Genomic DNA, 23,391 nt, shown 5'->3' with positions numbered 1-23,391 from the left:
ATGACGGGCCGGTCAGTGATCGGTCTGGCGGCGCCGGGTGCGCAACCAGCTCCCGGCGGCGGCGGCGAGAGCGGCGGCCGGGCTGCCCTCGCCGGCCTCGTCGGCGAGTTGCCGCAGGTCCGCGAATGCCTTGAGGTCACCGGCGCGGGCCAGTCCGGCCAGGGCCTCCACCCGCACACGCGGGTCGGGGTCGGTGCGCAGGACGGTCAGGAGACGGCCGGTCTCCGGGTGGTCGAAGGCGTAGTCGCGCAGGACCCGCAAGGCTGTCGCCCGGACCTCGCCGTCCGGGTCGGCGGCCAGCCTGACCAGGAGTGGCACGCTGTCCGGAACCGACTGGCACAGTTCGCCGGCTACCCGGCGGCGGACCGATGGGTCCGGGTGGGTGGCGTGGGCGGCCACCTCGGGCTGGAGGCCGGGGCCGTGGAACTCGACGGCCGCCCCGATCAGTGCGGCCAGCACACCCGGATCCGGTTCGGTGGCCAGCCGTTGCCGCAGCAGGGCCGTCGTCTCCGGCGGGCACGGCACGTCGTGGATCGCCAGCAGGTGGGCCACGTCGGCGGCGAACCACCGGGCGTCCCGGTCCGGGGCGGTCAGCACGCCGGCCGCCCAGCGCAGCGTCTCCTCCGGGTCCGCCCGGCTGGCGAGGGTGTGCCAGGCCTGTGACCAGCCGGCCCCGCCGGGATCCCGGTCCACCAGGGCCCGTGCCAGCAGCTCGTCGGGTGGAACGCCGATGCCGAGGAGTTCCTCGAGGTACGTCACGATCGCCAGATGGGCCGTCTGCGTCTCGGCCCAGCGGCCGTCGGGGGCGGTGACCCGTACACAATCGGTGTGGGTGTAATCGTCGATCGGGACCGTCCAGCGGGTCACGGTGCCCGACGTGCCGAGGCGACGGCTCAGCTCGGTGACCGGGTCGGTGCCGGCCCACTGCCGGGCGATCCGCAGCAGCGGCCCGGTGGTGTCCGGCTCCAGACGGTTGACGATCAGCGCGAACGCGCCGTAGTCGGCCGCCCACCGCATCAGCTCGGCATCGCCGCGCGCCGATTCGGCCAGGCCACCGGCCAGCAGATCGCGGACCCGCGAGCCGTGCCCGGCCGCGTCGGCCGCCCGCAGCAGGGCCGTATCATCCGCCGGTCCGGGAACGCTCGTGTGCACCAGACGATCATTCATCGTGGACATTGTCGCTCGCCGCCGAAGGAGTCTCACATGCGTACCGCCGCCGGGCCGTTGTTCGGGCTGGCGTACGGCGACGCACTCACGCAGGCGCCGGGCCGTCACTTCGTGGACTGGCTGACGAATCCGGCTGAAGTCCCCGTTGTGACTGCCATGCACGCGCAGCGGCGGGAGTGAGACGCGAGGTGCCGGCTTGACGCTTCGTCACAGTCCTGCGTGACCGGTGCCCTATATTCGCGATCATGAAATCGAAGGGGCAGCGGCTTCTGATGGCCATCAGTGCGTCCGTGATCGCGATCGTGGTGGTGATCGTGGCGGTCGTGATGTCTGCTCAGGCCCAGCATGACGCCGAGGGGACCGCTGCGGCTCAACGGAGCGAGGCCATGATCGCGGCCAAGGATCTGCGGGTGGCGACGGTCGACCTGGCCGGAGCGCCGGCTGTCGTGTGGGCCGGCACGTTCGCTTCGGCTTCGGAACACCGCAAGGGTGTCTACAACTTCGGGGTCATGGTCGCCCGCAACGGCGCCATGCTCGGCTCGATTCGGATCAAGGATGCCACCGGTACGCTGGTGGCTTCCGCAGGCGTGATCTCCGTCGGCGGGCACACGATGCTGCAGGGCCGTGAGGAGTTCTGGCGCTGGGCCGGAATCCTGGATCAGCGCCTGCCGAAATTCGAGGGCCGATGGGTGGTCCTGCATGACGGCTTCTTCGGCTTCGACCTGGACAAGCAACTGCACCCTGACGTCCTGTTCACCGAGTCACCGGCCGGCGGTCCCGATCCGGTGCGGGGCGCACCGGAGATGGACGGTGCCGTGGAGGTACAGCCGGTGCAGGGGAACGGAATGACATACCGGATCACCACGGCGGATCCGAAACGGCTGGTACGGCTGACGTCCGCCCGGCTAGAGCTTCGGCCTTTACCGGCCGAGCACGACCGAGCCGTCCAGTCGTTCGACCAGCTACGGCGCGAGACGAAGGTGCTCACCGAGGCCCTGAACTACGGCAGCCAGCCGGATCAGGCGGGTCAGATGCCGACAGCATTCACCGCGGATGAGGTGAAACGAATGCTCGTCGACCTCGATCACGACCTGGGAAGGTACGGTTTATGAACGTCGACCGGGATAAGCCGCTCGATTCGATGGCGCCGGTCGCCGTTCATCCACCCATTCCCCTCACCGGGAGCGGCGGGAGAATTCACCTGAGCATCAGGAGTATCTGAATCCGTCTATGCCGCTACGCTTGACATCAAAGAAAACCGAAAGAAGGTCTAGAATCAACTCCGAAAAGCAGGTCATGTCATCGCGTTCCCAGGGATCGCGATTTTTACCAATCGATCGCTGATAGAGCCCCAGGCTGGCCATGACGATTTTTCTTGCCAAGTCTTTCCAGTCTTTCCCGTCCTTGATGTCGAGGCCGTATCTGGGAAACACCTGGCCGTAGAATGCCGTCCATCGAAGAAGTCTCTGATCCCTCAGTGCTGCCACCTTTCCCTGAGCGGCGGAATGCCGGGGAAGTGTCGGAATGATGGCGCAATGAAGAGTTACCAGCTTGTCGTCGAGCTTCGAGGTGAGCTCCATCAAAGCTGCGTGCTGAACGAACTCGCCGAGAGTCAACGTCGGCGCTGCGGCTTCTATGGCCGGAAACAACACGTCAAGGCGATGCATGTAGGGAGCCGGCCGAAGGAGGTAAGAGATCAAGTCGGCACTGAACGCCCCTTGATGCCCCCACGTGTCGTTGAAGCGCTGCACATGCAGGGCATCCGCGCTCTCCAGGTTCTCGATCATGACTGCCGCGTGTCGTTCGAGGTCGACCGGCTTCAAGTCCACGAAGATCCGTTCACCGTCGATCGCCTCGGTCGTCCCGCCTCTGGCTGTGATCTTCTCGTGCAGGAGATGAAGCGCCAGGTTGCAGAAAGTCTGGCTCCTCCAGTCGTTGGACCATCGAGCCCGTGTCGCACTGGTCGCATGGGCTCGCACATGACGTAGCACTTGGGACAGGTCCTCCCCGGCCCGAAGAGCGAAAATCTTTTCCCACTCCGCCCAGGTAGCCCAGTGAAGGTTAGAGACATGCATCCTGCCGCCCCTCTCAGGTAATACGGCAACCAGTACCGCACAAGGATTGCCTGAGTCAATGGGGGATTGCTCCCGTCGCTCGAAAGGGCGGCCCGAGCTCGCCGCCGGCAGCCACCTCTCACAGTGCTTGACACCGCACCCCATTCATCCGGGCGCCCCTGCTTCACCAGGATAGGAACCGACCTCGAAAGAAGGGCGGCCGAAATGCGTGAAGCTCGCGACGGTGGCAAGTTCCTCACCCTGCTGGACGACTGCATCATTGTGATGGCTCAAATTTCGCAAGATCCGGCGTGGATATGCGCAGCCTTCGCTCTCCGCCTTATAGTGAGGTTGACGATCCTGTTTCTTGCGAGTTCTGTCCGGCCTTCCTCGTCGAGTGACTCAAGCCCGGAAGTGACTCGAACATCAACGAACCCACCGTCAGACGGCAGGAAGCCTTGATGCGCTCTCCTCGGCATGTCCGGGCGTCATGGAGACAGCGTGACGTGTGCGCTCCAGCACGACGGGCGGGTTTCGGCGGTGAGCGTTCTCCCGGCGCACCGCGATGGTGCCGCACCGCGCGCCGATCCCGGCGCCGGTTGACAAAGCGGCCGGCGCCGGCCGGCTTCGCGGGGACCGGCTCGCGGGTGTGGTGGGGGTGCCAGGATTCGGGGGTGGATGACGAAACGGTGCCCGCGGCCGACGGTGGGGATCCGGTGGAAGCGCTGGGCGCCTGGCTGCTCGCGGAGGACGCCTACACGCGTGGGGGCGTGCCCGATGAGGTGCTCATCTTTCTCCAGGATCACGTCGGCCGGCTGCTGGGCCCGCAGACGATGACCGCGGCCCGCGGTTTTCTGGAGGAGCGCCTCGGCCCGGACCGGGATCTGGCCGGTCTCGCCCGGGACCGGTCGGTGATGGTGGAGCTGCTGGCGGTGGTCGAGGGGCGGCGGCGGCCGGGCTTCGAGTTCGAGTGGCGGGCGTTCCCGCCTGATGTCACCGATGACCGGCCGGCGACGCTGCTGGTGATGGCGGAGTACTGCGTCGGGGATCCGGTGTGGGAGCGGCCCCGGGGCAGCGGCTCGCCGGTGTCGTTGCGGGAGCTGGGTGTCGAGGAGTCGCTGGTGCGGCGGTTGCGGGCCTGGAACGAGACGTTCGAGAGGTTCGCGCCCGAGGATGCGGACTGGACGGGCGACGCGTGGGCGGATGAGGGCCTGGACCTGGCCCGGGAGTTGCAGCGGGCGCTGCCGGACGTGGAGGTCCGCTACTTCCATGCCGACGACGACCGCCCGCTCCGCGAGCAGTGACGGGCCCGGTACGACACCCGGGGTGCCGTACCGGGGATGGTCAGGCGGCTCGGGCGATGCAGATGCGGGCGTTGAGGCGGGCGCCGGCCTCGTAGAACATGTACTGCACGCCGCCCTCGGTGCCGAACGACGGTGCGGCGGTGCGGCCGTTGTCGGAGGCGATCGGGGTGTGGAAGACGCCCAGGTGGACCTCCCTGTTGAAGGCGTTGCCGACCTCGGTGATCCGCATCCGGCCGTCGTTGCCGTGGTAGGCGACGTAGGTGGTGCCGTTGCGGACGACCACGTGCGGGCCGGAGATGTCGGTGAGGCCGTCGGGTTCCGGGTTGACCAGGGCGGTCTGTGCGAACGTCCACTGGTCCCAGCCGTTGGGTGACCAGCCGTGGTAGATGCGCCGTTTGCCGGCCAGCACCCCCATGTAGACCATCACGTACCGGCCGCTGTGGGCGAACACCCGGGCGTACGACGTCTCGGTCAGGCCGGGGACGAGTCTCGTACTCAGGATGGGTGTCTCGTCGGTGAACGTCAGACCGTCGGTGGAGCGGGCGACCCGGGTGGTGGTGTTCTCGCCGTGGTAGTAGAGGTAGAACTGCTTGCGCTCGGGGATCCACGTGACGTGCGGTGACGACACGTGCGAGACGGTGGTGCTGGGCAGCTTGTTGTCGATGACGGGGCTGCCGGTGTATTCGGTGAACGGGCCGGCGAGCGAGTTGGCGTAGGCGACGCAGATGCCGCCGGGCTTCTCGTGCGGGGCGTAGTACAGGTAGTAGCGGCCGCGGTAGCCGCTGATCTTGTCGTAGACGCCGCGGATGCAGGGGAAGATGAACTCGCCGGTGGGGTTGTAGCTCAGCGGCATCCGCAGCGCGTCGCGCAGGTAGGTGTAGGTGGGCATGCCGGCCGGGCCGGCGGCCTGGGCGGGGCGGGCCGTGCCGAGCAGGCCGACCGCTGTGGCACCGAGGATCAGAGAGCGTCGATTCAAGATCAAACCCTTTCTCCGGTACGGGGGATGCCTCGAAGTTTCATCATCGTTAACTGCCCCGGTCAACCCGCTAATAGGTATTAGTCCTGGGGATTCCTTGACGGGCCCGGATCACGTGTCCCACGATCTCCTCACGTTTGTTAATGCGTATTAGCGCCGTAACAGAGGGGACACCTGATGAGCCGACGGGTGACGCAGCAGGACATCGCCCGGATGTGCGGCGTCAGCCAGACCACCGTCTCGATCGTGCTGAACGAGCGCGACGATCCGGCGGTCCGGCTCGCTCCGGAGACCCGGGAACGGGTGCTGGCCGCGATCCGCAAGACGGGGTACGTGGCCGATCCGATCGCGCGCCGGCTGGCCGCCCAGCGCAACCGGTTCCTGGGCGTCTTCACCTACGAGCCGGTGTTCCCGGCCGGGCTCGGCGACTTCTACCACCCGTTCCTGGTCGGCATCGAGGAGTGCGCCGAGAGCATCGGGTGTGACCTGCTGCTGTTCACCAGCGCGCCGGTGATCGACGGCCGTCGGCGGATCTTCAGCCAGGACAACCGGCTGCGGCTGGCCGACGGCTGTGTGCTGCTCGGCCGCTGGCTCGACCCGGTGGAACTGGCCCGGCTGATCGCCGAGGGGCAGCCGTTCGTCAGTGTCGGCCGGCGCGACGACGCCGGCGGGCCGGTGCCCTACGTGGGCGCCGACTACCCGGCGGCCACCGCGGCGCAGGTCCGGCGGGCGGTCGAGCTGGGGCACCGGCGGATCGCCTACGTGGGCGAGGGCGCCGGGGCCGAGTCGCACGCCGACCGGTTGCGCGGCTTCACCGAGGCGGTCGAGCAGGCCGGGATCACCGGTGTGCACGTGCGCTTCACCGACGCCGGTCACGTCATGAATCAACTGTTGAAAGAAGAGGTCACGGCGATTTTTGTGGAGGAGTTCGCGGACGGCGCGATCCTGGCCGAGGAGGCCGGCAACCGTTCGCTACGCGTACCAGATGATCTGTCGTTCGTCGCTCTGGGTGATCCGACCCGGCCGGCCAGCACGGATCTGAAGTTCACCGGTTACCGGATTCCGCGGCGGGAGATGGGCTGGCAGGCCGTGGAGGTGCTGTCGGCGATCCTGGACGGCACCGGCGGCGCCACCCAGCGGCTGCTGCCGTGCGAGCCGGTGACCGGCGCGACGCTGGCGGTGGCCCGTGCGTGAGATGCATGCGGACGTGGTGGTCGTCGGTGGCGGCCTGGGCGGGGTGGCGGCGGCGCTGGCCGCGCTGCGGGCTGGGCGCACGGTGCTGCTGACCGAGCAGTACGCATGGCTCGGCGGCCAGCTGACCAGCCAGGCGGTGCCGCCGGACGAGCACAGCTGGGTGGAGCGGTTCGGGGTGACGGCCAGTTACCGGGCGCTGCGCGACGGGATCCGGGACTACTACCGGGCGAACTATCCGCTGACCGACCGGGCCCGCCGGACCCGCGATCTGAACCCGGGCGCCGGGCACGTCAGCCGGCTCTGTCACGAGCCCCGGGTGGCGGTCGCGGTGATCGAGTCGATGCTGGCGCCGTACCGCGGGGCCGGGCGGCTGACCGTGCTGCAGCCCGCGGTGCCGGTGGCCGCCTCGGTCGACGGTGACCGGGTGACCTCGGTGACCGTCGACGTCGACAGTGAGCGTGTGGTGCTGACGGCGCCGTACATCCTGGACGCCACCGAGACCGGTGAGTTGCTGCCGCTGACCGGTACCGAGTACGTCACCGGCGCCGAGTCGCAGGCCGAGACCGGGGAGCCGAGCGCCGCCGAGGTCGCCGATCCGGCCAACATGCAGGCGCTGTCGGTGTGTTTCGCGATCGACCACGTGGACGGCGACCACGTCATCGACCGGCCGGCGTCGTACGACTTCTGGAGCGCCTACCAGCCGTCGTTCTGGGGCGCGCCGATGCTGTCCTGGCAGACGCCGAACCCGCGCACGCTGGAGATCTCCACCCGGTCGTTCACCCCGAACCCGGACGACGACCCGTGGCTGGTCAACGCCGATCAGCGGGTCAACCCGGGGGACGGCAACCTGTGGACGTTCCGGCGGATCGCGGCCCGGCGCAACTTCACCGGCGGGCTCTACCCGAGTGACATCTGCCTGGTGAACTGGCCGATGATCGACTACTTCGAGCAGCCGTACGTGGACGCGCCCGACCCCGGCGCCGTCGAGCGCTCGGCCCGGGAGCTGTCGTTCTCGGTGCTCTACTGGCTGCAGACCGCGGCGCCCCGCCCGGACGGCGGCACCGGCTGGCCCGGCCTGCGGCTGCGCGGTGACGTGACAGGTGGTGTGGACGGGCTGGCGATGGCGCCGTACGTCCGCGAGTCCCGCCGCATCCGCGCCGAGTACACAGTGGTCGAACAGGACCTGTCGCTGGCCGTCCGGGGGGACAAGGGCGCGGTGTCGTACCACGACTCGATCGGTGTCGGCATGTACCGCATCGATCTGCACCCGTCCACCGGCGGCGACAACTACATCGACGTCGCGTCGTGCCCGTTCGAGATCCCGCTCGGCGCGCTGATCCCCCAGCGGGTGGAGAACCTGCTGCCGGCCGGCAAGAACATCGGCACCACGCACATCACCAACGGCTCGTACCGGCTGCACCCGGTGGAGTGGAACGCCGGTGAGGTGGCCGGGGCGCTCGCCGCCTTCTGCCTCGACCGTGCGGTGTCCCCGCGAGCCGTCCGCAACACCCCCGAGCTTCTCACCGAATTCCAGAACCACCTGAGCGCCGACGGTGTCGAGCTGCGCTGGCCCGACATCAGCGGATATTGAGAGGAGTTGGTATACATGCGCCGTTTCATTGCTGGATTTGCTGCTATAGCCCTGCTCGCCGGGTGCTCGTCGGAAGCCGCCGACGACGGCCCGGTCACCCTCCGGATGACCACCTGGTCGGCCAACCCGGCCCACGTCGAGCTGTTCAACACGATCGCCGCCGACTACAAGGCGTCGAATCCGGATGTCACGGTGACCTTCGAGGCGCTGCCGCTGGAGAACTACACCACCACCGTGACCACCCAGATCGCCGGCGGCAACCCGCCGGACATCGCCTGGATCCTGGAGGGCGCGGCACCCGACTTCGTCGCCTCCGGCGCGCTGGTGCCGCTGGACGGCAGCGTCGACGAGGCGGCCGACCTGTCGCCGGCCGCGACCGCGCTGTGGCGTCAGGACGGCAAACTGATGGGCTACCCGTTCTCCACCTCGCCGTTCGGGGTGTTCGTCAACGTTGACATGTTGAAAGAGGCCGGTCAGACGCTGCCGTCCGGTGACGGGTGGACGTGGGACTCGGCGATCGCCGCCGCCTCCGCGACCGCCGCCAAGACCGGCAAGCAGGGCCTGGTGGTCCGCGACTTCGACTACAAGGACTGGACCAACCTGGCCACCGTGTTCCGCGGCTGGGGCGCCGAGGCGTGGAGTGCCGACGGCAAGACCTGCGGGTTCGACCAGAAGCCGATGGTCGACGCGATGACCTACCTGCACAAGGCGATCTTCACCGACAAGGCGCTGCCCGCGCCCGGTGTCGCCGCCGACTTCTTCGCCGGTGAGTCGGCGATGACGATCGCGCAGATCTCCCGGGCCTCGCTGCTCAAGGACGCCAAGTTCGGCTGGGAACTGGTGCCGCTGCCGGCCGGGCCGTCCGGGAAGTACTCGGTGATCGGGCAGGGCGGTCTCGGCGTACTCAAGAAGGGAAAGAACGCCGACGCGGCCGCCGCCTTCGTCAAGTTCTTCACCAGCCCGGCCAACTCCGCCAAACTCGCCCAGTTCTTCCCGCCGCCGCGCCAGTCGCAGCTCACCTCGGACACCCTGGCCCAGGCCAACCCGCTGCTCAAGCCGGAACAACTGCAGAACGTGGTGATCGACGGCATCGCCACCGGGGTGGTCAAACCCAGCCACACCGGAAGTGCCGAGATCAACCAGGCGGTACGGGGTGCGCTCGACCCGCTGTGGAAGGCCGACGCCGACGTGGCCGGAGTGCTGACCGGCGTGTGCACGGCCATCGACCCGCTGCTGGCCAAGTGACCGTGTCCTACTGGACCACCCGGCGGCGGGACAACCTGACCGGATACCTGTTCATCACCCCGGCTCTGCTCGGTGCCGTCGCCTTCGTGTTCGTTCCACTCGTGCTGGTCGTCTGGTACAGCCTGCACGAGTGGAACGTGCTCGCCGACACGTTCGACTTCGTCGGCGCCGAGAACTACCAGCGCCTGGCCGCGGACCCGAACTTCCCGGCCGTGCTCCGGGCCACCGGGCTGTTCTCGGTGGGGTTGGTCGTACTCAATCTGGGTCTGGCTCTGGCCCTTGCCGTGCTGCTGAACCAGAAGCTGCGCGGCACCACGTTCTTCCGGGTGCTGTTCTTCTCGCCGGTGGTGGTGTCGCTGCTGGCCTGGACCATCGTGTGGGGGTTCCTGATGCAGGACAACGGCGGGATCAACGCCTTCCTGTCGTCGATCGGTGTGGACGGGCCGAACTGGCTGCGCTCCGAGGGCACCGCGATGGCCTCGGTGGTGATCGTGCAGGTGTTCAAGAACGTCGGCCTGAACATGGTGCTGTTCCTGGCCGCCCTCCAGGGCGTGCCTCAGGAGTTGTACGAGGCGGCGCGCACCGACGGCGCCGGGCCGTGGACCGTCTTCCGGCGGATCACACTGCCCCTGATCAGCCCGACCATCCTGCTCACCTCGATCATCACGGTGGTCGGGTCGTTGCAGGTGTTCGCCCAGATCAGCGTGCTCACCCAGGGCGGTCCGGGGACGTCCACCACGGTGCTCGTCTACTACCTCTACCAGCAGGCGTTCCAGTTCCACGCGTTCGGATACGGCTCCACGCTGTCGGTGGTGCTGTTCCTGATCGTGCTGGCGCTGACCGTCCTCCAGTGGCAGATGCGCAAGAGGTGGGTCTTCCATGAGAACTAAGATCTGGCTGTACGGGGTCCTGATGGTCCTGTGTGTGCCCTTCGTGTTCCCCACCTGGTGGATGATCACCAGCTCGTTCAAGCCGAACGCGTCGATCTTCGCGTTCTCGTTCTGGCCCAGTGACTGGTCGCTCGACCCGTGGCGTCAGGTGTTCGAGATGCAGCCGTTCGCGCAGCAGTACTTCAACAGCGCGTACATCGCCGTCGTCGTCACGCTGGGGACGCTGGTGGTGGCGGCGATGGCCGGGTACGCGTTCGCCCGGATCCGTTTCCCCGGCCAGAACGCGCTGTTCCTGGTCGTGCTGACCGGCCTGCTCATCCCGAGCGAGGTGACGATCGTGCCGCTGTTCCGGATCTTCAACAGCCTCGGCATGATCGACACGCACTGGCCGCTGATCCTGGTGCCGATGCTCGGGCCGCCGAGTGTGCTGGCCACCTTCATCATGCGGCAGTTCTTCATCACCCTGCCCGGTGAGCTGGAGGAGGCGGCACGCATCGACGGGCTGGGCCGGCCGGCGATCTTCCGGCGGATCGCGCTCCCGCTGGCGCGGCCGGCCCTGGGCGCGGTGTCGATCTTCACGTTCCTGCACAGCTGGAACCTGTACCTGGAACCGGTCGTCTACATCTCGTCGCAGACCAAGTACACACTGCCGCAGGCGTTGACCCAGTTCACCGACGCCTACCAGGGGCAACTGTGGAACGTGCAGTTGTCGGCGGCCTCGATGACCGCCATCCCGGTCCTGATCGTCTTCGTGCTGGCCCAGCGCCAGTTCATCGAGGGCCTGGCCCACACCGGCCTGAAGGGCTGACCCCCACCCCGCGTGGCGACTTCCGGCGCGATTCGCACCGCAAGTCGGCACGCGGTTCGGGGTTGTGGTGAGTAGCGGCGCAAAGCGCGCCGCTACTCACCACTTCACAGGGTCAGGACGACCGTGGAGATGCTGCGGGCCGGGACGTCGACGGTCACCTGTGCACCGTTGACCGATGTCGGCTGGGCTGCCGCGTTGACGGTCTGTGAGGTCACGTGGTGTTCGGCTCGGGTGATGGTCTGCGGGGCTTGGAGCACCGCGCTGTTCACCGCGCTCGCCGACCGGTTGAGAAGCACCAGCGCGATCTTGCCGTCGCCCTGGAAAGCGGTCACCTCCAGCGGTGACGCCTTGCTGCTCCTGGTCAGGGCCACCCGCTGATAACCGGGGCGGACGTACTTGGAGTACTGGGAGAACGCGTACCCACGTTTGAGCGGCGCCCCGGCGGTGGTGCCGTACGCCGCCTCACCGTCACCGATGAACGAGTAGTAGCGCTTGCCGTACCACCAGATGTACGCGCTCCAGTTCGCCTCCATCGACCGGTGCACGGTGCGCATGATGTCGTCCAGGGTCTCGTTCCAGACCGTCTGGTTCGCCGGGTTGCCCCAGATGTTCGAGCCGTTGCCGTCGGCGGCGTGCAGGTTCCACTCGGTCATCCACACCGGCTTGTTGTACTGGGCGGCCAGCTGGTACGGACCCAGACGACCGGCGGCCTCGGTGCCGTACAGGTGGCCGCCGATGTAGCCGATCCTGTCGCGCGCGGTGCTGTCGTTGAGGGCCGGATCGGTGTAGCCGTAGTTCAGGTTCACCGCCTCGGCCACCATCAGCTTCGTGTTCTGCACCTTGGCGCCCTGGTCCCGGACCCAGTTGCGCAGTTCGGTGCCGCTCCAGTCCATCGAGTCGTAGTCGGGATGCCAGTCCGGTTCGTTCTGTACCGACGTGACATCGATGTCGACACCCTGACCCCGCATGTACTGGACGTAGTTGTTGAGATGACCGGCGTACTCGTCATAGTTGTCGGTTTTGAGTTTTCCGCCGTTGATCCGGCTGTTGTTGGTCTTCCACTCGGCCGGGGCGGTCCACGGCGAGGCGAGGATCTTCACCCCGGAGCCGTACGACTTGGCGGTCTTCAGCGCGTTGACCTGGGTGCCCCACTCCCCGGACACCGGTGAGATCCCGGTCCGGACGATCGACAGCCCGAACTGGTTCGCACCGAGTCCGACCAGGGTCTGAGTCTCGGCGGTCGACCAGGCGCTCCCCCAGATGGAGACGGCGGCCCCGAATCCGTCCACGGTCTGATACCGGGTCGCCGGGTTGACGGTGATGTCGGCCGCCGAGGGTGGGGCGGTTCCACCGGTACAGGCCAGCCCGTTGACCGCGAAGGTGGTGGGTGCCGGGTTGGTGCTGCCGTTCGACGTTCCATTGAAGCCGAACGAGACGGTCGCGTTGGTGGCGACCGGCCCGTTGTAGGCGGCGTTGACGGCGGTGACGGCCGATCCGCTCTGGGTCACCGCGGCGTTCCACGCCTGGGTGACGGTCTGACCCGCGGCATACGACCAGGTCAGGGTCCATCCGGTGAGGGGGTCGCCGAGGTTGGTGATCGCGACGTCGGCGCCGAATCCGCCCTGCCATTGGGAGGTCACGGTGTACTTGACCGCACAGCCGGCGGCTGCCGCATCGGCCGGTAGCGCGGTGGCGACGGCCGCCGCGGCCAGCGACACCGCGCCCGCCGCGATCAGCGCGACGGTGACTCGAGGTCTTCTCATCAGGTTCTCCTGGCGGGGATCAGGGGGTGGTGACGGCGAACCGGTTGACGGTGACGGCGCCGCCGAGGGCCCGGGTGGCGTAGTTGAAGACGCCGAAGCGGTAGCCCATGAAGAACTGCCAGGCGTTGTTCAGCGTGAACGCCGGCCCGAGCGGGGTGAACGTACTGCCGTCGATGCTGTAGGAGAAGGTGGCGGTGCGCCCGGCGCCGGGCCTGATGTCGGCGGCCACCCGCAGCCAGATCCGGCCGCCGCTGACGTTCGTCCCGGCCGCCTCGGTGCCGGTGCCGGTGGTGGCCCAGCTGGAGTTCATGGTCAGGCCGTTGGTCATCGACACCCGGGTGACGCCGTTGTCCCTGCGGATGCCGATCCAGGCCGACGAGTCGCGCAGCATGGCCAGGCCGGCCCGGTCACCGTCGGTCATCGCCGAGTAGTCGAGCTGGATGGTCGCGGTCGACGACGGCCCCTGGATGCGCCGGGTGAGCGTGTTCCGGGCACTGTAGAGATCATTGGTGACCGTCGCGGTTCTCAGTCGCAGGCCGTTGCCGACGGCGTACCGGCTGGTCTCCGGGTTGTGGTTCCACTCGTACTGGTGGCCCAGCGTGGTACCGGTGAAGTCGTCGGCGCCGACCAGTGGGGTGACCGGCCGCCAGGGCAGGTTCGGGCGCGGATAGGTGGCGCCCCACCGGCCGTTGACCGTGGTCAGAACCGGCCAGCCGTCGGACGACCAGGTGATCGGGGCCAGCGTGGGCATCCGGCCGCCGGGGAAGGCGTCGGTGAACGCCATGTACCACCAGTCACCGTTCTGGGTCTGCACCAGGCCGCCCTGGTGCGGCACTCCCCCACCGCTGATCGGGCCGGGCAGATCAAGAAGAACCCGCCTCTGCTCGTACGGGCCCCACGGGCTCGCCGACCGCAGTACGTACTGCCCGTTGGCGGGACGGGTGAGCCAGATGTAGTAGTAGCTGCCGCGCTTGTACATCCGGGCGCCCTCGAGGGTGCCGATGCTCGACGGTGTCGTGTAGACGGTCTGCGCGCGCACCTGCGAGGTCAGGTCGGCGGAGAGCTGGGCGACACTGATCGTGCCGTTGCCGTACGCGACATACGGGGTGGCGCCGTCGAACAGCAGCCCCGCGTCGTAGTAGCAGTTCGGCAGCCGGGCCCGTTTCGACCAGGTGCCCCCGACCGAGGTCGCGGTGTAGACGTAGCTGCGGTTGAACTCGGTGCACCCCAGCCAGTAGTACGTACTGTCACTGGCCCGGTAGTTGAAGGCCGAGGCCCAGATCCCTTTGACGTACGCCCGTGAGCCGCTGAGGTCGTACGCGGCGTTGTCGAAGTCCAGCCGTGGCACCGAGTGCCCGGCGAACTCCCAGTTCACCAGGTCGTACGACCGCAGGATAGGTGCTCCGGGTGAGTAGTGCATGGTCGACGCCGAGTAGTAGTAGGCGTCCCCGACCCGGATGATGTCTCCGTCGGCGAAGTCCTGCCACACCACGGGGTTCGTGAAGGTGCTGGGTTCGGCGGCCTGGGCGCTGCCGGTCACCGCGAGGGTCAGGCCGGCGGCGACGGTGAGAATCAATGTCGAGACGAGCGATCTACTGCGCACGGGACAACTCCTCCGAGGTGGGACGGCGGCCCGGGTGCGGGCCGCCGCCGGGGTGGGTTTCAGCCGGCCGTGCAGGTCGGGGTCGCGGTGGGGCCGGTGCCGGTGCCCTGGAAACCGAACTCGATGGAGCCGCCGGCCGGGACCTGGCCGTTGTAGCCGACGTTGCGGAACGTCACCTGGCCGCTGGTGCCGGTGTTGGTGGCGTTCCAGGCGCTGGTCACGGCACCGCCGGAGGGCACGGTCACACCGACGGTCCAGCCGTTGAGCGCGGCGGCGCCGGCGGTGACCCGGACGGTCGCGGTGTATCCGCCGGTCCACGAGTTCAGCGTCACCTGTGCGCCGCACGCACCGGTGCCCGGCGGCGGTGTGGTCGGGCCACCGGCGTTCAGCGCGTTCAGCACCGCGGTGTACGCCGCCTTCTTATTGCCGCCGGCGTCGAACAGCAGCGGGTTGTCGTCACGCCACGAGTCCGAGTCGCGTACACCCCAGACGGTGATGCCGGTGCAGCGGGTCACCGCGAGACAGGCCCGGGTGACCGCGCCGTAGATGTTCGCCTGGTTGCCGCCCTGCTGCACGTCCAGCTCGGTGATCTGCACGTCCACCCCCAGGTCGGCGAACCGCTGGATGTTCTGCTGGTAGGTGGAGTCGAGACCGGTGCCCAGGTGGGATTGGAGGCCGACGCAGTCGATCGGCACGCCGCGGGCCTTGAAGTCGCGGACCATGTTGTAGATTCCTGTCGACTTCGCGTTGACGCCGTCGGTGTTGTAGTCGTTGTAGCAGAGCTTGGCGCCGGGATCGGCGGCCCGCGCGGCCCGGAACGCGGCCTCGATCCAGTCGTTGCCGGTGCGCTGCAGGTTGGAGTCGCGCCGGGCGCCGCTGCCACCGTCGGCGAACGCCTCGTTGACCACGTCCCACGAGTGGATCTTGCCGCGGAAGTGGGTGGCCACCTGGGTCACGTGGTTGATCGCGGCGTTGCGCAGGGCCGCTCCGGACAGCCCCTGCGCCCAGGACGGCTGCTGCGCGTGCCAGAGCAGGGTGTGCCCGCGGACCGTCATGCCGCGGCTCTGCGCGTGGCTGACCAGCCGGTCGGCGTTGGTGAAGGTGAACCGGCCCTGCTGCGGCTCGGTGGCGTCCCATTTCATGTCGTTCTCGGCGACCAGCGAGTTGAATTCACGATTGACGATCGTCATGTACGGGGTGTCGGAGAACTTGAAGGCCGCGGTGGCCACACCGAAGTACCGGCCGGTCTGCGCCGCCGACGCGCCGAGCGTGGTGGCGGCCTCGGCGGGCCCGGCGGCGACGGCACCGGACGCGGCGGCCAGGAACAGTGCGGTGAGGACTCTGATGGGGATGCGCATGATGGGGGAAACCTCTCTGGGAACGAAGGTCAACGGCGCAGGGTCAACAGCCCCGGCCGGTACGGCAGCAGGCCGTAATCTCCACCGGAGCTCGGGGATCGCCCCTGGTAGAGCAGTTGCAGCCGGCACGGGTCGACGGTCATCGTCTGGTCGGCGCTGACCCGGATCAGTTCGCCGTGACTGATGTCGTCGGTCCAGGTGGCACCACTGTTGGATCTGCCCGCGAACGGGTTGCTCTCGGTGGCGGCCTGCGGGGTCCACGTACCGGAAAGGCTCGTCGACGTGAAGGACCGGAAATAGCGGCCGTTGGCACCGATCGCCTCGACGATCATCAGGAATTGATTCTGGCCCTGCACCTTGTACACCTGCACCGCTTCGAACAGGTTGTTCGTGGTGTCACTCATGATCGTGGTGTACGACGAGCCGAAATTGCCGGGGAAATTCCCGATCGGCATGCTCGCCCGGTAGATCTTGCCGTTGTCTCCGGCGAAGAACAGGTACATGTTCTGCGAGTCGCCGATGAGCGCCTGGTCGATCGGCCCGGTGCCGGAGCCGGTGATACTGCCGGTGAACAGGGTCTGCGCCGCCGACCAGCCGTTCGGGTTGGTCGGATCGGTGGAGGTGCGATAGGAGAACGCCGGGCCACCCCACTGATAGGCGAGCACCCAGATGTTCTTCGGCGCGAAATAGAACAGTGTCGGCGCCACCGTCGCGGCGGACATCGTGTTCTGGCCGGCCGAGGCCATGTCCGGCCAGTCGGTGAACAGGCTGAAATTCATCGACCCCCACCGGGTCCCGGTGTCATGCGTGGTCGCATAAACCAACTGCCTGCCGTTGTACGGAACCGTGGTGAAGTCCTTCAGCGACACCCAGCCGGATTTCGGGGTGGCCAGCACACCCGTCGACGTCCAGCGGTACGACGCCGGAAGTGTGCACGAACCGGATGGTGTGGACGGGCTCGGTGACGTCGACGGGGTGGTTCCTCCCGTGCAGGTGACCCCGTTCAGGCTGAACGTGGCCGGCACCGGATTGCTGCCGGCCCACGAGCCGTTGAAGCCGAACGAGGCGGTGCCGTTGGTGGCGATCGCGGCGTTGTAGGCGACGTTCTTCGCGGTCACCGCGGCTCCGCTCTGGGTCAGCGCGGTGTTCCAGGCGCTCGTCACCTGCTGACCGGCGGCGTACGACCAGGTCAGGGTCCATCCGTTGATCGCGTCGCCGAGGTTGGTGATCGTCACGGCGGCGCCGAAACCGCCCTGCCATTGAGAGGACACCGCGTAGTTCACCGAGCAGCCCGCGGCCGCCGAGGCCGGTGCCGCCAGGGCGATCACCCCGGTGCCGAGGAGTGTCGCGCTACCCAGCGCGGCGCCGATCCGAATTCGTCGTGATCTGTCCATGATTCGCTCCGTGAGTCCTTTTGTCAGGCGTTGAACTGCCACCAGTCGAGATTGAGCAGATATCCGGTACCGCCGGTGAATCGCAGATACAGATCGTGGGTTCCACTCGCGCCGGTGACCGGGCAGGAAACGGTCGCCCAGTTCTGCCAGCCGCCGGTCCCGCCGACCGTGCAGGTGCCGGCGAGGGTTCCGGACGGGCCGCCCAGCCGCAGTTCGATCCGGCCACCCGCCGACGCGGAGGCCACCCGGGCGGTGAACGTCCGCGCACCACCGCCGAAGGCCACTCCCCGCACCTTCAGGTAGTCGCTGTTGTCGATGTATCCGACGTTGATCCCACCGCCGGCCGTGGGCTCGGTCTCCACACCCGAGGCCCAGGCCGAGGTCTCACCCTCGTGGCGTACGAACGGGTTCACGGTGCCGATCTGGGCCGGCCCGGCGGCGGTCATGGTGATCGCCGGGATCGTTCCGTCCGAGCGGTAGGTAAAGCGTTCCACCGCGACGGAACGGGTGAATCCGCCACCGCCGGGAAGCGCGGCGTTGTGATAGAAGAAATACGATCCGCCGTTGAAGTCGACGATTCCGGCATGATTGGTGAAACTGCCGCCCTGCCGGGGCATCACCGTTCCGCGGTAGGTCCAGGGCCCGGTCGGACCCGGGGCGGTGGAATAGCCGATGAACTCCGAGCAGCACTCGGCGGCGAACACGTTGTAGTAGAGGCCGTTGCGTTTGTAGACCCAGGGACCCTCCTCATACAGGGTGGGCCTGCCGGTGTTCCCGGTCCGCGCCCCGAACCCGGCGGTGGTCAGCGGGATCGAGGTGACTCCTCCGGAGTACGAGGTCATGTCGGTGTTCAGGCGCACATACCAGAGGTTGGGGTTGCCCCAGTAGAGATAGGCCTGGCCGTCGTCGTCGATGAACACGTTCGGGTCGATCTCACCGTTCTCCACCAGCGGGCGGCCGAGGGCGTCGGTGAACGGGCCGGTCGGGCTGGTGGCCACGCCGACACCGATGGCCATCCGGCCGGTGGCCCGGTTCTTGACCGGTACGTACCAGTAGAACCGGCCGTTGCGTTCGGTCACGTGGCCGGCCCAGGCGTCGGCGCTGGCCCAACTGAAGGTGGTCAGGCTCATCGGGGAGCCGTGGTCGGTCCAGTTGGCCATGTCGGCGGTCGAGTAGACCCGCCAGTCGCGCATGGTGAAGTAGGTGGAGCCGTCCTCGTCGTGGCCGGTGTAGACGTACACCCGGCCGTTGTGGACCAGGGGTGCCGGGTCCGCGGTGTAGATGGTCTGCACGATGGGGTTGTCGGCCCGGGCGCTCCCGGGCACCAGCGCTGCCGACAGCGCGAGGACGGCGAGTCCGGCCCGGATCCTCATGCGGCCGCTCCCTTCTTCTTGTGAGCGCTCACATCGATGAGCGCGATTGTCAAGTTAGGCAGGCGACCCCGCATTCACAAGGTTTCACTCAGATTTCTCAGGTATTACGAACGATTCGGCTCGAATGATGCCCTGAGGGCGCTCACAGGGCGTCGCACGTAACGATTAGTCACGCCGGACCGTTGGCGGATAGCGCCAAAATCGAACGCCCCCGAAGTGTTACGCCTCGGATGATCGAAACGACGGCCACAGCTTCCGGCAAAACGCATGAAGGGCCTGGTCGGTTCCCCGCGGCCCGGCAAACTTTCGTGCCATTACCCACATCCCCATCCGCGGTGACCTGCATTTATATTGACCGACAACAATTCCCGTCCTGTTGGGAGGTCATGTGCTCAGACCGAATGCGCCCGGAGTACTCCTGGGTGTCACCGCGATCGTCCTGGGGTCCGCAGCAGCCGGAGTTCCGGCCACCGCCGCCCCGCCGACCCGAGCCACCGCCGCACCGCCGGGCCAGACCGCTACCGCACCGCCGGATCCCGCCGCGGGGTCACCGGCGAACCGCGGCGGCGGGTCCGTCACCATCACGCTGATCACCGGTGACCGGGTCGCCGTGCACGGCACCGGCCGCCCCTCGGTCCGGCCCGCACCCGGCCGGGAGAAGATCGGCTTCGTGTCGAGCCGGGCCGGTGGCCGTGACCTTGTCATACCCCGCGACGCTCTGCCGCTGCTCGCCGCCGGTCACCTCGACGAGCGGCTGTTCGACGTCGGCACGCTGACCGGATTCGGGTACACCGACGACCGCACCCCGGAGCTGCCGCTGCTCATCGCGTACCCCAATGGCGGGGTCGACCGGGCCCGGACCGCGACGGTGACCGCCGGGACGAGGGTGACCCGGGCTCTGCCGGCGGCCGGTCTGCTCGCGGTGAGCGCCACCACGGACGGACGGGCCGGGCTCTGGCAGCGACTCACCCGGGGCACGCCGGAGAACCGCACACTCCAGCCCACGGTGGCGAACATCTGGCTGGACGGAAAGCGCGATCCGGTGCTGGATCACAGCGTGCCGCAGGTCGGCGCGCCCGCCGCGTGGCAGGCCGGATTCGACGGCACCGGGGTTCGGGTCGCCGTGCTGGACTCCGGCATCGACGCGAACCATCCCGACCTGGCCGGCCGGATCGCCGAAGCGGCCGACTTCACCGGCTCGGCCAGCGGCACCGGCGACGACGCCGGGCACGGCACCCATGTGGCGTCCACCATCGCCGGCACCGGTGCCGCGTCCGGTGGCCGGTACCGGGGTGTCGCGCCCGGCACCGACCTGGTCATCGGCAAGGTGTGCGGCGACCGGGGCTGCACCGACTCGGCCATCCTGGCCGGCATGGAGTGGGCGGCCACCCGCGCCGACGTGATCAGCATGAGCCTCGGCGGCATCGACACCGCCGCGATCGACCCGGTCGAAGCCGCGGTCAACGACCTCACCGCCCGGTACGGCACCCTGTTCGTGATCGCGGCCGGCAACGCGGGTAACCGCTCTCCGGTCAGTTCTCCGGCCACCGCGGACGCCGCGCTCGCGGTCGGCGCCGTGGACCGCGCGGATCGGCTGGCCGAATTCTCCAGCCGGGGCCCGCGCACCGGCGACGGAGCGATCAAACCGGAGATCACCGCACCCGGCGTGGCGATCCTCGCGGCCCGCGCCGGAGGCGTCTCCGGCGATGACGCGTATGTCGCGTTCTCCGGCACGTCGATGGCCACACCGCACGTCGCCGGGGCCGCCGCCATCCTGGCCCAGCGGCATCCGGACTGGACCGCCCGGCAACGCAAGAACGCCCTGATGGGCGCGGCCCTGCCGATCGAGGACACCGGGGTGTACGAGCAGGGCGCGGGCCGTCTGGACATAGCCCGGGCCCTCACCCAGCCGGTGACCGTCGACGAGGGCGCGATCAGTTTCGGCATCCAGCGCTGGCCACACGACGACGACCAGCCGCTGACGAGAACCGTCACCTACCGCAACGAGAGCACCGCCGACCTCCCACTGAACCTGACCATCACCGACCAGAGCGGCGTGTTCTCCATCGCCGACACCACACTCACCGCTTCCTCCCGCCACACCACCAGCGGCAGCGGGATCACCGTTCCTGCGGGTGGCAGCGTCGCCGTTACGGTCGTTGCTGATACTCGGGGGGCCTGCCGGACCGGGCGCTCGGTGCGCATCTGATCGCTACCGGGCCCGGTGGGGTTCGTGTCTCGACCCCGATGGGTGTGGTTCGGGAGGTGGAGAGCTACGACGTCGAGGTCGAGGTCGCCGGTGGGGCGGGTGGCGGAGCTTACGCGGTACTGGCCCATCTGGACTCCGGTAAGCTCACCCAATGGCTGCCGGATAGCGCTCTCCGGCTGCCCCGGGGCGACTACGCGGTGGCCGCCACCGTCGAGACCGCCTCGGTCGACGCCTGGCTTTATCACACGCGGTTCACGGTGACCGGTGACCGGAAACTCACCCTGGACCCCCGGAACGCGAAGCGGATCGCGCTCTCCGTGCCGGATGCCGCCAGCCGTGTCACCTTCGCGGGTGTCTCCGGCGAGTGGGATGCCCCGGGCGGCTGGATCGACCTGTCGGCCGGCGGGTTCGACCTCGACCGGGCCGCGATCGGGCGGATCGCCGGGTCACCGGCCGACAAACGGTTCCTGGGGTCGGTCACCGGCAGCTGGGCCCGGCCCGGCACCGATGGCCTGTTCACCGACAGCCCGGTGACGTACGACCAGACGTACTTCTCGAAGGGTGTGCCGTTCACCGGCCTGACCAGGCGGACCCGGATCGGTGACTACGCGACCCTGCGTACGTCGTACCAGGCAGACGCGGTCGGTGCCACCGCCGGCAAGGCCCATGGCGCCCGGATCGGCCGAGTCTCGCCTGGACACCGCTCACCCCGATCAGCGTGTTGCCGTTCCGGCGCACCGAATACGTCAACGCCGACGCCGGATCCGGTGAGTGGACCGGCATCTTCAACGAGATCTCCCCCACCATCCCGCTCAGCACGGTGATCAGCGAACCGCGGAGACATCAGGCCGGCCGGTCCTACCAGGTTCCGTGGAACACGGCGGTCCGCGCGCACTCCGTGGTCGGCTCCAGCCGCAACGGAGGCTATGTGGTCCGGCTCGGTGACACCCTGCGGGCCGCCCCGCCGACCCACGGTGACGGCGCCGGCCACTTCGGGTTCACCGGCTGGGACAGCGCGCGCACTGCGCTCTACCGCAATCGCGAGCTGGTCGGCGAGCAGCCGGCCGACGCCGCAGTGTGGGAGGTGCCGGCCGGGACGGCCACCTACCGGCTGGAGAGCGCGATCCAACGGGGTGCCCGGTACACCTACTCCACCGAGGTCACCGCCGCGTGGACCTTCACCTCCGGGCACACCGCCGGGCCGGAGTGGACGCCCGTACCGGTCACCACTGTCCGATTCAGCCCACCGGTCGACCTCACCGGCACGGCACCCGCGGGCCGGGCCGTCCGGATCCCGGTGCGGCTGGATCAGCAGATCGCGTCGCGGGTCCGGGCCGTCACGGTCGAGGTCTCCTACGACGACGGGAGTACCTGGCGCCGGGTACCGGTCACCGGATCGGGCACACACCGCACCGTCACCGTGCACCATCCCGTGGCGGCCGGGTTCGTCAGCCTGCGGGCCACCGCGGCTACCAGGGGCGGCACCGCGGAGCAGACCGTGATCCGCGCGTACGCCATCAATTGATCTTGATGGCCGTCCTCCGGTGAGGGGACGGCCATCTCGGGCGTCATCCCTGCGTGCCGGACCCGATGATCTGGTCGATCCAGTCCTTCAGGTTGTCGACGCGCGCGCTGTTCTCCTGCAGCGAGTGCGGGCAGGACGGTCCGTTACTGACCACCGAGACCAGTTCGGGTTCCTGCCACTGCTCCTCGGTGAAGAACGGGCCGCCCGAGTCGAACGGGCACGGGGTGGTGTCCGGCGCGGGGCCGAAACCCTCCACGCCGACGACGTTCGGGGCCACGTTGAGGACGGCGAGCCGCCCCATCCGCAGTCGAGTCTCCTGCACCGGGTCGCTGCTGGTCACCGAGCCGTACCCGGTGAGCCGGAGCACGGCGCCGACCTGCGGTGGGCTGTCCGCGACGGCGATCGGCTCGATCCCCTCGGCCGGGGACGCCAGCCGGGCGATCGCCACGTCGGCGGTCGTCGACTGCCGCACCTCGACCACGTCCAGGGCCACTCCCGGGCCGTCACCCTCGACGTCGGCCTTGCCGATGGTGGCCACCGTGGAATCGGCGACCGGACGATTCACCCGGACCCCGTTCGCGTCCCGGAAACAGTGCCCGGCCGTGATGATCCACTCTTCGGCGATCAGGGCGCCGGAGCAGCCGCTGTCGCGTTTTCCGCCGCTCGCGGTCGGGATCCCGGTCATCACCAGGCGGGTGGAGAACCGGTACTGCCCCTCCGGCACCGGTTCGCCGTTGGCTATCGCGCTGGCGGTGCCGGTTCCGATCACCACGAAAAAGGTCGCCGCCGCCATGGCGAAGGTACCGGCCAACACCCCTGTGACTGTGCGTATCCGCACGATGCCATTTCCTTTCCGAGACGCCCCTGACAACCATCAGAACGGTAAATGCGTCGATCCGGTTCAGGCGCGCCGGGAAACCGGCCCGGAAGGCGGACG

General features: G+C 68.4%; 20 protein-coding genes. 11 read left to right on the top strand and 9 right to left on the bottom strand.

Going from position 1 to position 23,391, the window contains the following annotated elements; translation table 11 throughout:
- Positions 1-12: 12 nt before the first annotated feature.
- On the bottom strand, positions 13-1,167 hold the full coding sequence (locus tag ACQ0O7_RS10260; RefSeq protein WP_430781665.1) for a HEAT repeat domain-containing protein: 1,155 nt from the start codon (positions 1,165-1,167) through the stop codon (positions 13-15).
- Positions 1,168-1,203: 36 nt separating this feature from the next.
- Here ACQ0O7_RS10260 and ACQ0O7_RS10255 point away from each other — a divergent pair, with 36 nt between their 5' ends.
- Positions 1,204-1,347, top strand: coding sequence for a hypothetical protein (locus tag ACQ0O7_RS10255; RefSeq protein ID WP_430781663.1), 144 nt, complete (start codon positions 1,204-1,206; stop codon positions 1,345-1,347).
- A 65-nt stretch (positions 1,348-1,412) separates the two neighbouring features.
- Positions 1,413-2,279 carry a hypothetical protein gene (locus tag ACQ0O7_RS10250; protein WP_430781662.1) on the top strand — a complete coding sequence of 289 codons (867 nt, stop codon included), beginning with the start codon at positions 1,413-1,415 and terminating at the stop codon, positions 2,277-2,279.
- A 96-nt stretch (positions 2,280-2,375) separates the two neighbouring features.
- Here ACQ0O7_RS10250 and ACQ0O7_RS10245 read toward each other — a convergent pair whose 3' ends face one another.
- Positions 2,376-2,990, bottom strand: a complete 615-nt coding sequence (locus ACQ0O7_RS10245; protein ID WP_430781661.1) for a hypothetical protein — start codon at positions 2,988-2,990, stop codon at positions 2,376-2,378.
- A 905-nt stretch (positions 2,991-3,895) separates the two neighbouring features.
- Here ACQ0O7_RS10245 and ACQ0O7_RS10240 point away from each other — a divergent pair.
- Positions 3,896-4,525 (top strand): hypothetical protein, encoded by a 630-nt coding sequence (locus tag ACQ0O7_RS10240; protein ID WP_430781660.1) that lies wholly within the window; start codon positions 3,896-3,898, stop codon positions 4,523-4,525.
- 40 nt (positions 4,526-4,565) lie between these two features.
- Here the strand turns inward: ACQ0O7_RS10240 and ACQ0O7_RS10235 are convergent, their stop codons facing one another.
- Positions 4,566-5,501: a hypothetical protein gene (locus ACQ0O7_RS10235; protein ID WP_430781659.1), complete on the bottom strand. Its 936-nt coding sequence runs from the start codon at positions 5,499-5,501 to the stop codon at positions 4,566-4,568.
- Positions 5,502-5,678: 177 nt separating this feature from the next.
- Between ACQ0O7_RS10235 and ACQ0O7_RS10230 the strand changes: the two genes are divergently transcribed.
- From ACQ0O7_RS10230 to ACQ0O7_RS10210, 5 genes are read left to right on the top strand one after another with little or no spacing between them, the layout of a single operon-like run.
- A complete protein-coding gene (locus ACQ0O7_RS10230) occupies positions 5,679-6,695 on the top strand; it encodes a LacI family DNA-binding transcriptional regulator (protein WP_430781658.1) in 1,017 nt (338 codons plus the stop codon).
- 1 nt (position 6,696) lies between these two features.
- The gene (locus ACQ0O7_RS10225) at positions 6,697-8,286 is read left to right on the top strand and encodes an FAD-dependent oxidoreductase (protein WP_430781923.1); all 1,590 of its coding nucleotides are present in this window, start codon (positions 6,697-6,699) and stop codon (positions 8,284-8,286) included.
- 15 nt (positions 8,287-8,301) lie between these two features.
- Entirely contained in the window at positions 8,302-9,531 is a 1,230-nt protein-coding gene (locus ACQ0O7_RS10220) for an ABC transporter substrate-binding protein (RefSeq protein WP_430781657.1), read from the top strand.
- On the top strand, positions 9,528-10,421 hold the full coding sequence (locus ACQ0O7_RS10215; RefSeq protein ID WP_430781656.1) for a carbohydrate ABC transporter permease: 894 nt from the start codon (positions 9,528-9,530) through the stop codon (positions 10,419-10,421). Before ACQ0O7_RS10220 ends, ACQ0O7_RS10215 begins: the two co-directional genes overlap by 4 nt.
- On the top strand, positions 10,411-11,229 hold the full coding sequence (locus ACQ0O7_RS10210; protein ID WP_430781655.1) for a carbohydrate ABC transporter permease: 819 nt from the start codon (positions 10,411-10,413) through the stop codon (positions 11,227-11,229). The genes ACQ0O7_RS10215 and ACQ0O7_RS10210 overlap by 11 nt, the downstream gene beginning before the upstream one ends.
- Positions 11,230-11,333: 104 nt before the next feature.
- On the opposite strand, the gene ACQ0O7_RS10205 is transcribed toward ACQ0O7_RS10210, so the two are convergent.
- The 5 genes from ACQ0O7_RS10205 to ACQ0O7_RS10185 are packed head-to-tail and all read right to left on the bottom strand — an operon-like array spanning position 11,334 to position 18,720.
- Complete coding sequence (locus tag ACQ0O7_RS10205; protein ID WP_430781653.1) at positions 11,334-12,992, bottom strand: cellulose binding domain-containing protein; 1,659 nt, start codon at positions 12,990-12,992, stop codon at positions 11,334-11,336.
- A gap of 19 nt (positions 12,993-13,011) precedes the next feature.
- Positions 13,012-14,595 (bottom strand): glycoside hydrolase family 43 protein, encoded by a 1,584-nt coding sequence (locus ACQ0O7_RS10200; protein WP_430781652.1) that lies wholly within the window; start codon positions 14,593-14,595, stop codon positions 13,012-13,014.
- Between the two features lie 59 nt (positions 14,596-14,654).
- On the bottom strand, positions 14,655-15,953 hold the full coding sequence (locus ACQ0O7_RS10195; protein WP_430781651.1) for an endo-1,4-beta-xylanase: 1,299 nt from the start codon (positions 15,951-15,953) through the stop codon (positions 14,655-14,657).
- A gap of 29 nt (positions 15,954-15,982) precedes the next feature.
- Positions 15,983-17,347: a non-reducing end alpha-L-arabinofuranosidase family hydrolase gene (locus ACQ0O7_RS10190; protein WP_430781650.1), complete on the bottom strand. Its 1,365-nt coding sequence runs from the start codon at positions 17,345-17,347 to the stop codon at positions 15,983-15,985.
- 23 nt (positions 17,348-17,370) lie between these two features.
- On the bottom strand, positions 17,371-18,720 hold the full coding sequence (locus ACQ0O7_RS10185) for a glycoside hydrolase family 43 protein (protein ID WP_430781649.1): 1,350 nt from the start codon (positions 18,718-18,720) through the stop codon (positions 17,371-17,373).
- 388 nt (positions 18,721-19,108) lie between these two features.
- On the opposite strand from ACQ0O7_RS10185, the gene ACQ0O7_RS10180 reads away from it, so the two are divergent.
- The 3 genes from ACQ0O7_RS10180 to ACQ0O7_RS10170 are packed head-to-tail and all read left to right on the top strand — an operon-like array spanning position 19,109 to position 22,454.
- Positions 19,109-20,929: a S8 family serine peptidase gene (locus ACQ0O7_RS10180; protein ID WP_430781647.1), complete on the top strand. Its 1,821-nt coding sequence runs from the start codon at positions 19,109-19,111 to the stop codon at positions 20,927-20,929.
- Positions 20,930-20,967: 38 nt separating this feature from the next.
- On the top strand, positions 20,968-21,753 hold the full coding sequence (locus tag ACQ0O7_RS10175) for a hypothetical protein (RefSeq protein ID WP_430781646.1): 786 nt from the start codon (positions 20,968-20,970) through the stop codon (positions 21,751-21,753).
- A complete protein-coding gene (locus ACQ0O7_RS10170; RefSeq protein ID WP_430781645.1) occupies positions 21,648-22,454 on the top strand; it encodes a hypothetical protein in 807 nt (268 codons plus the stop codon). The genes ACQ0O7_RS10175 and ACQ0O7_RS10170 overlap by 106 nt, the downstream gene beginning before the upstream one ends.
- Positions 22,455-22,497: 43 nt before the next feature.
- On the opposite strand, the gene ACQ0O7_RS10165 is transcribed toward ACQ0O7_RS10170, so the two are convergent.
- Positions 22,498-23,268 carry a S1 family peptidase gene (locus tag ACQ0O7_RS10165; protein WP_430781644.1) on the bottom strand — a complete coding sequence of 257 codons (771 nt, stop codon included), beginning with the start codon at positions 23,266-23,268 and terminating at the stop codon, positions 22,498-22,500.
- Between the last annotated feature and the right edge of the window lie 123 nt (positions 23,269-23,391).

Origin of the sequence: Actinoplanes sp. G11-F43 (assembly GCF_050589265.1) — a bacterium.
Classification (GTDB): domain Bacteria; phylum Actinomycetota; class Actinomycetes; order Mycobacteriales; family Micromonosporaceae; genus Actinoplanes.
This window is presented reverse-complemented; position numbering and strand designations above follow the sequence as displayed.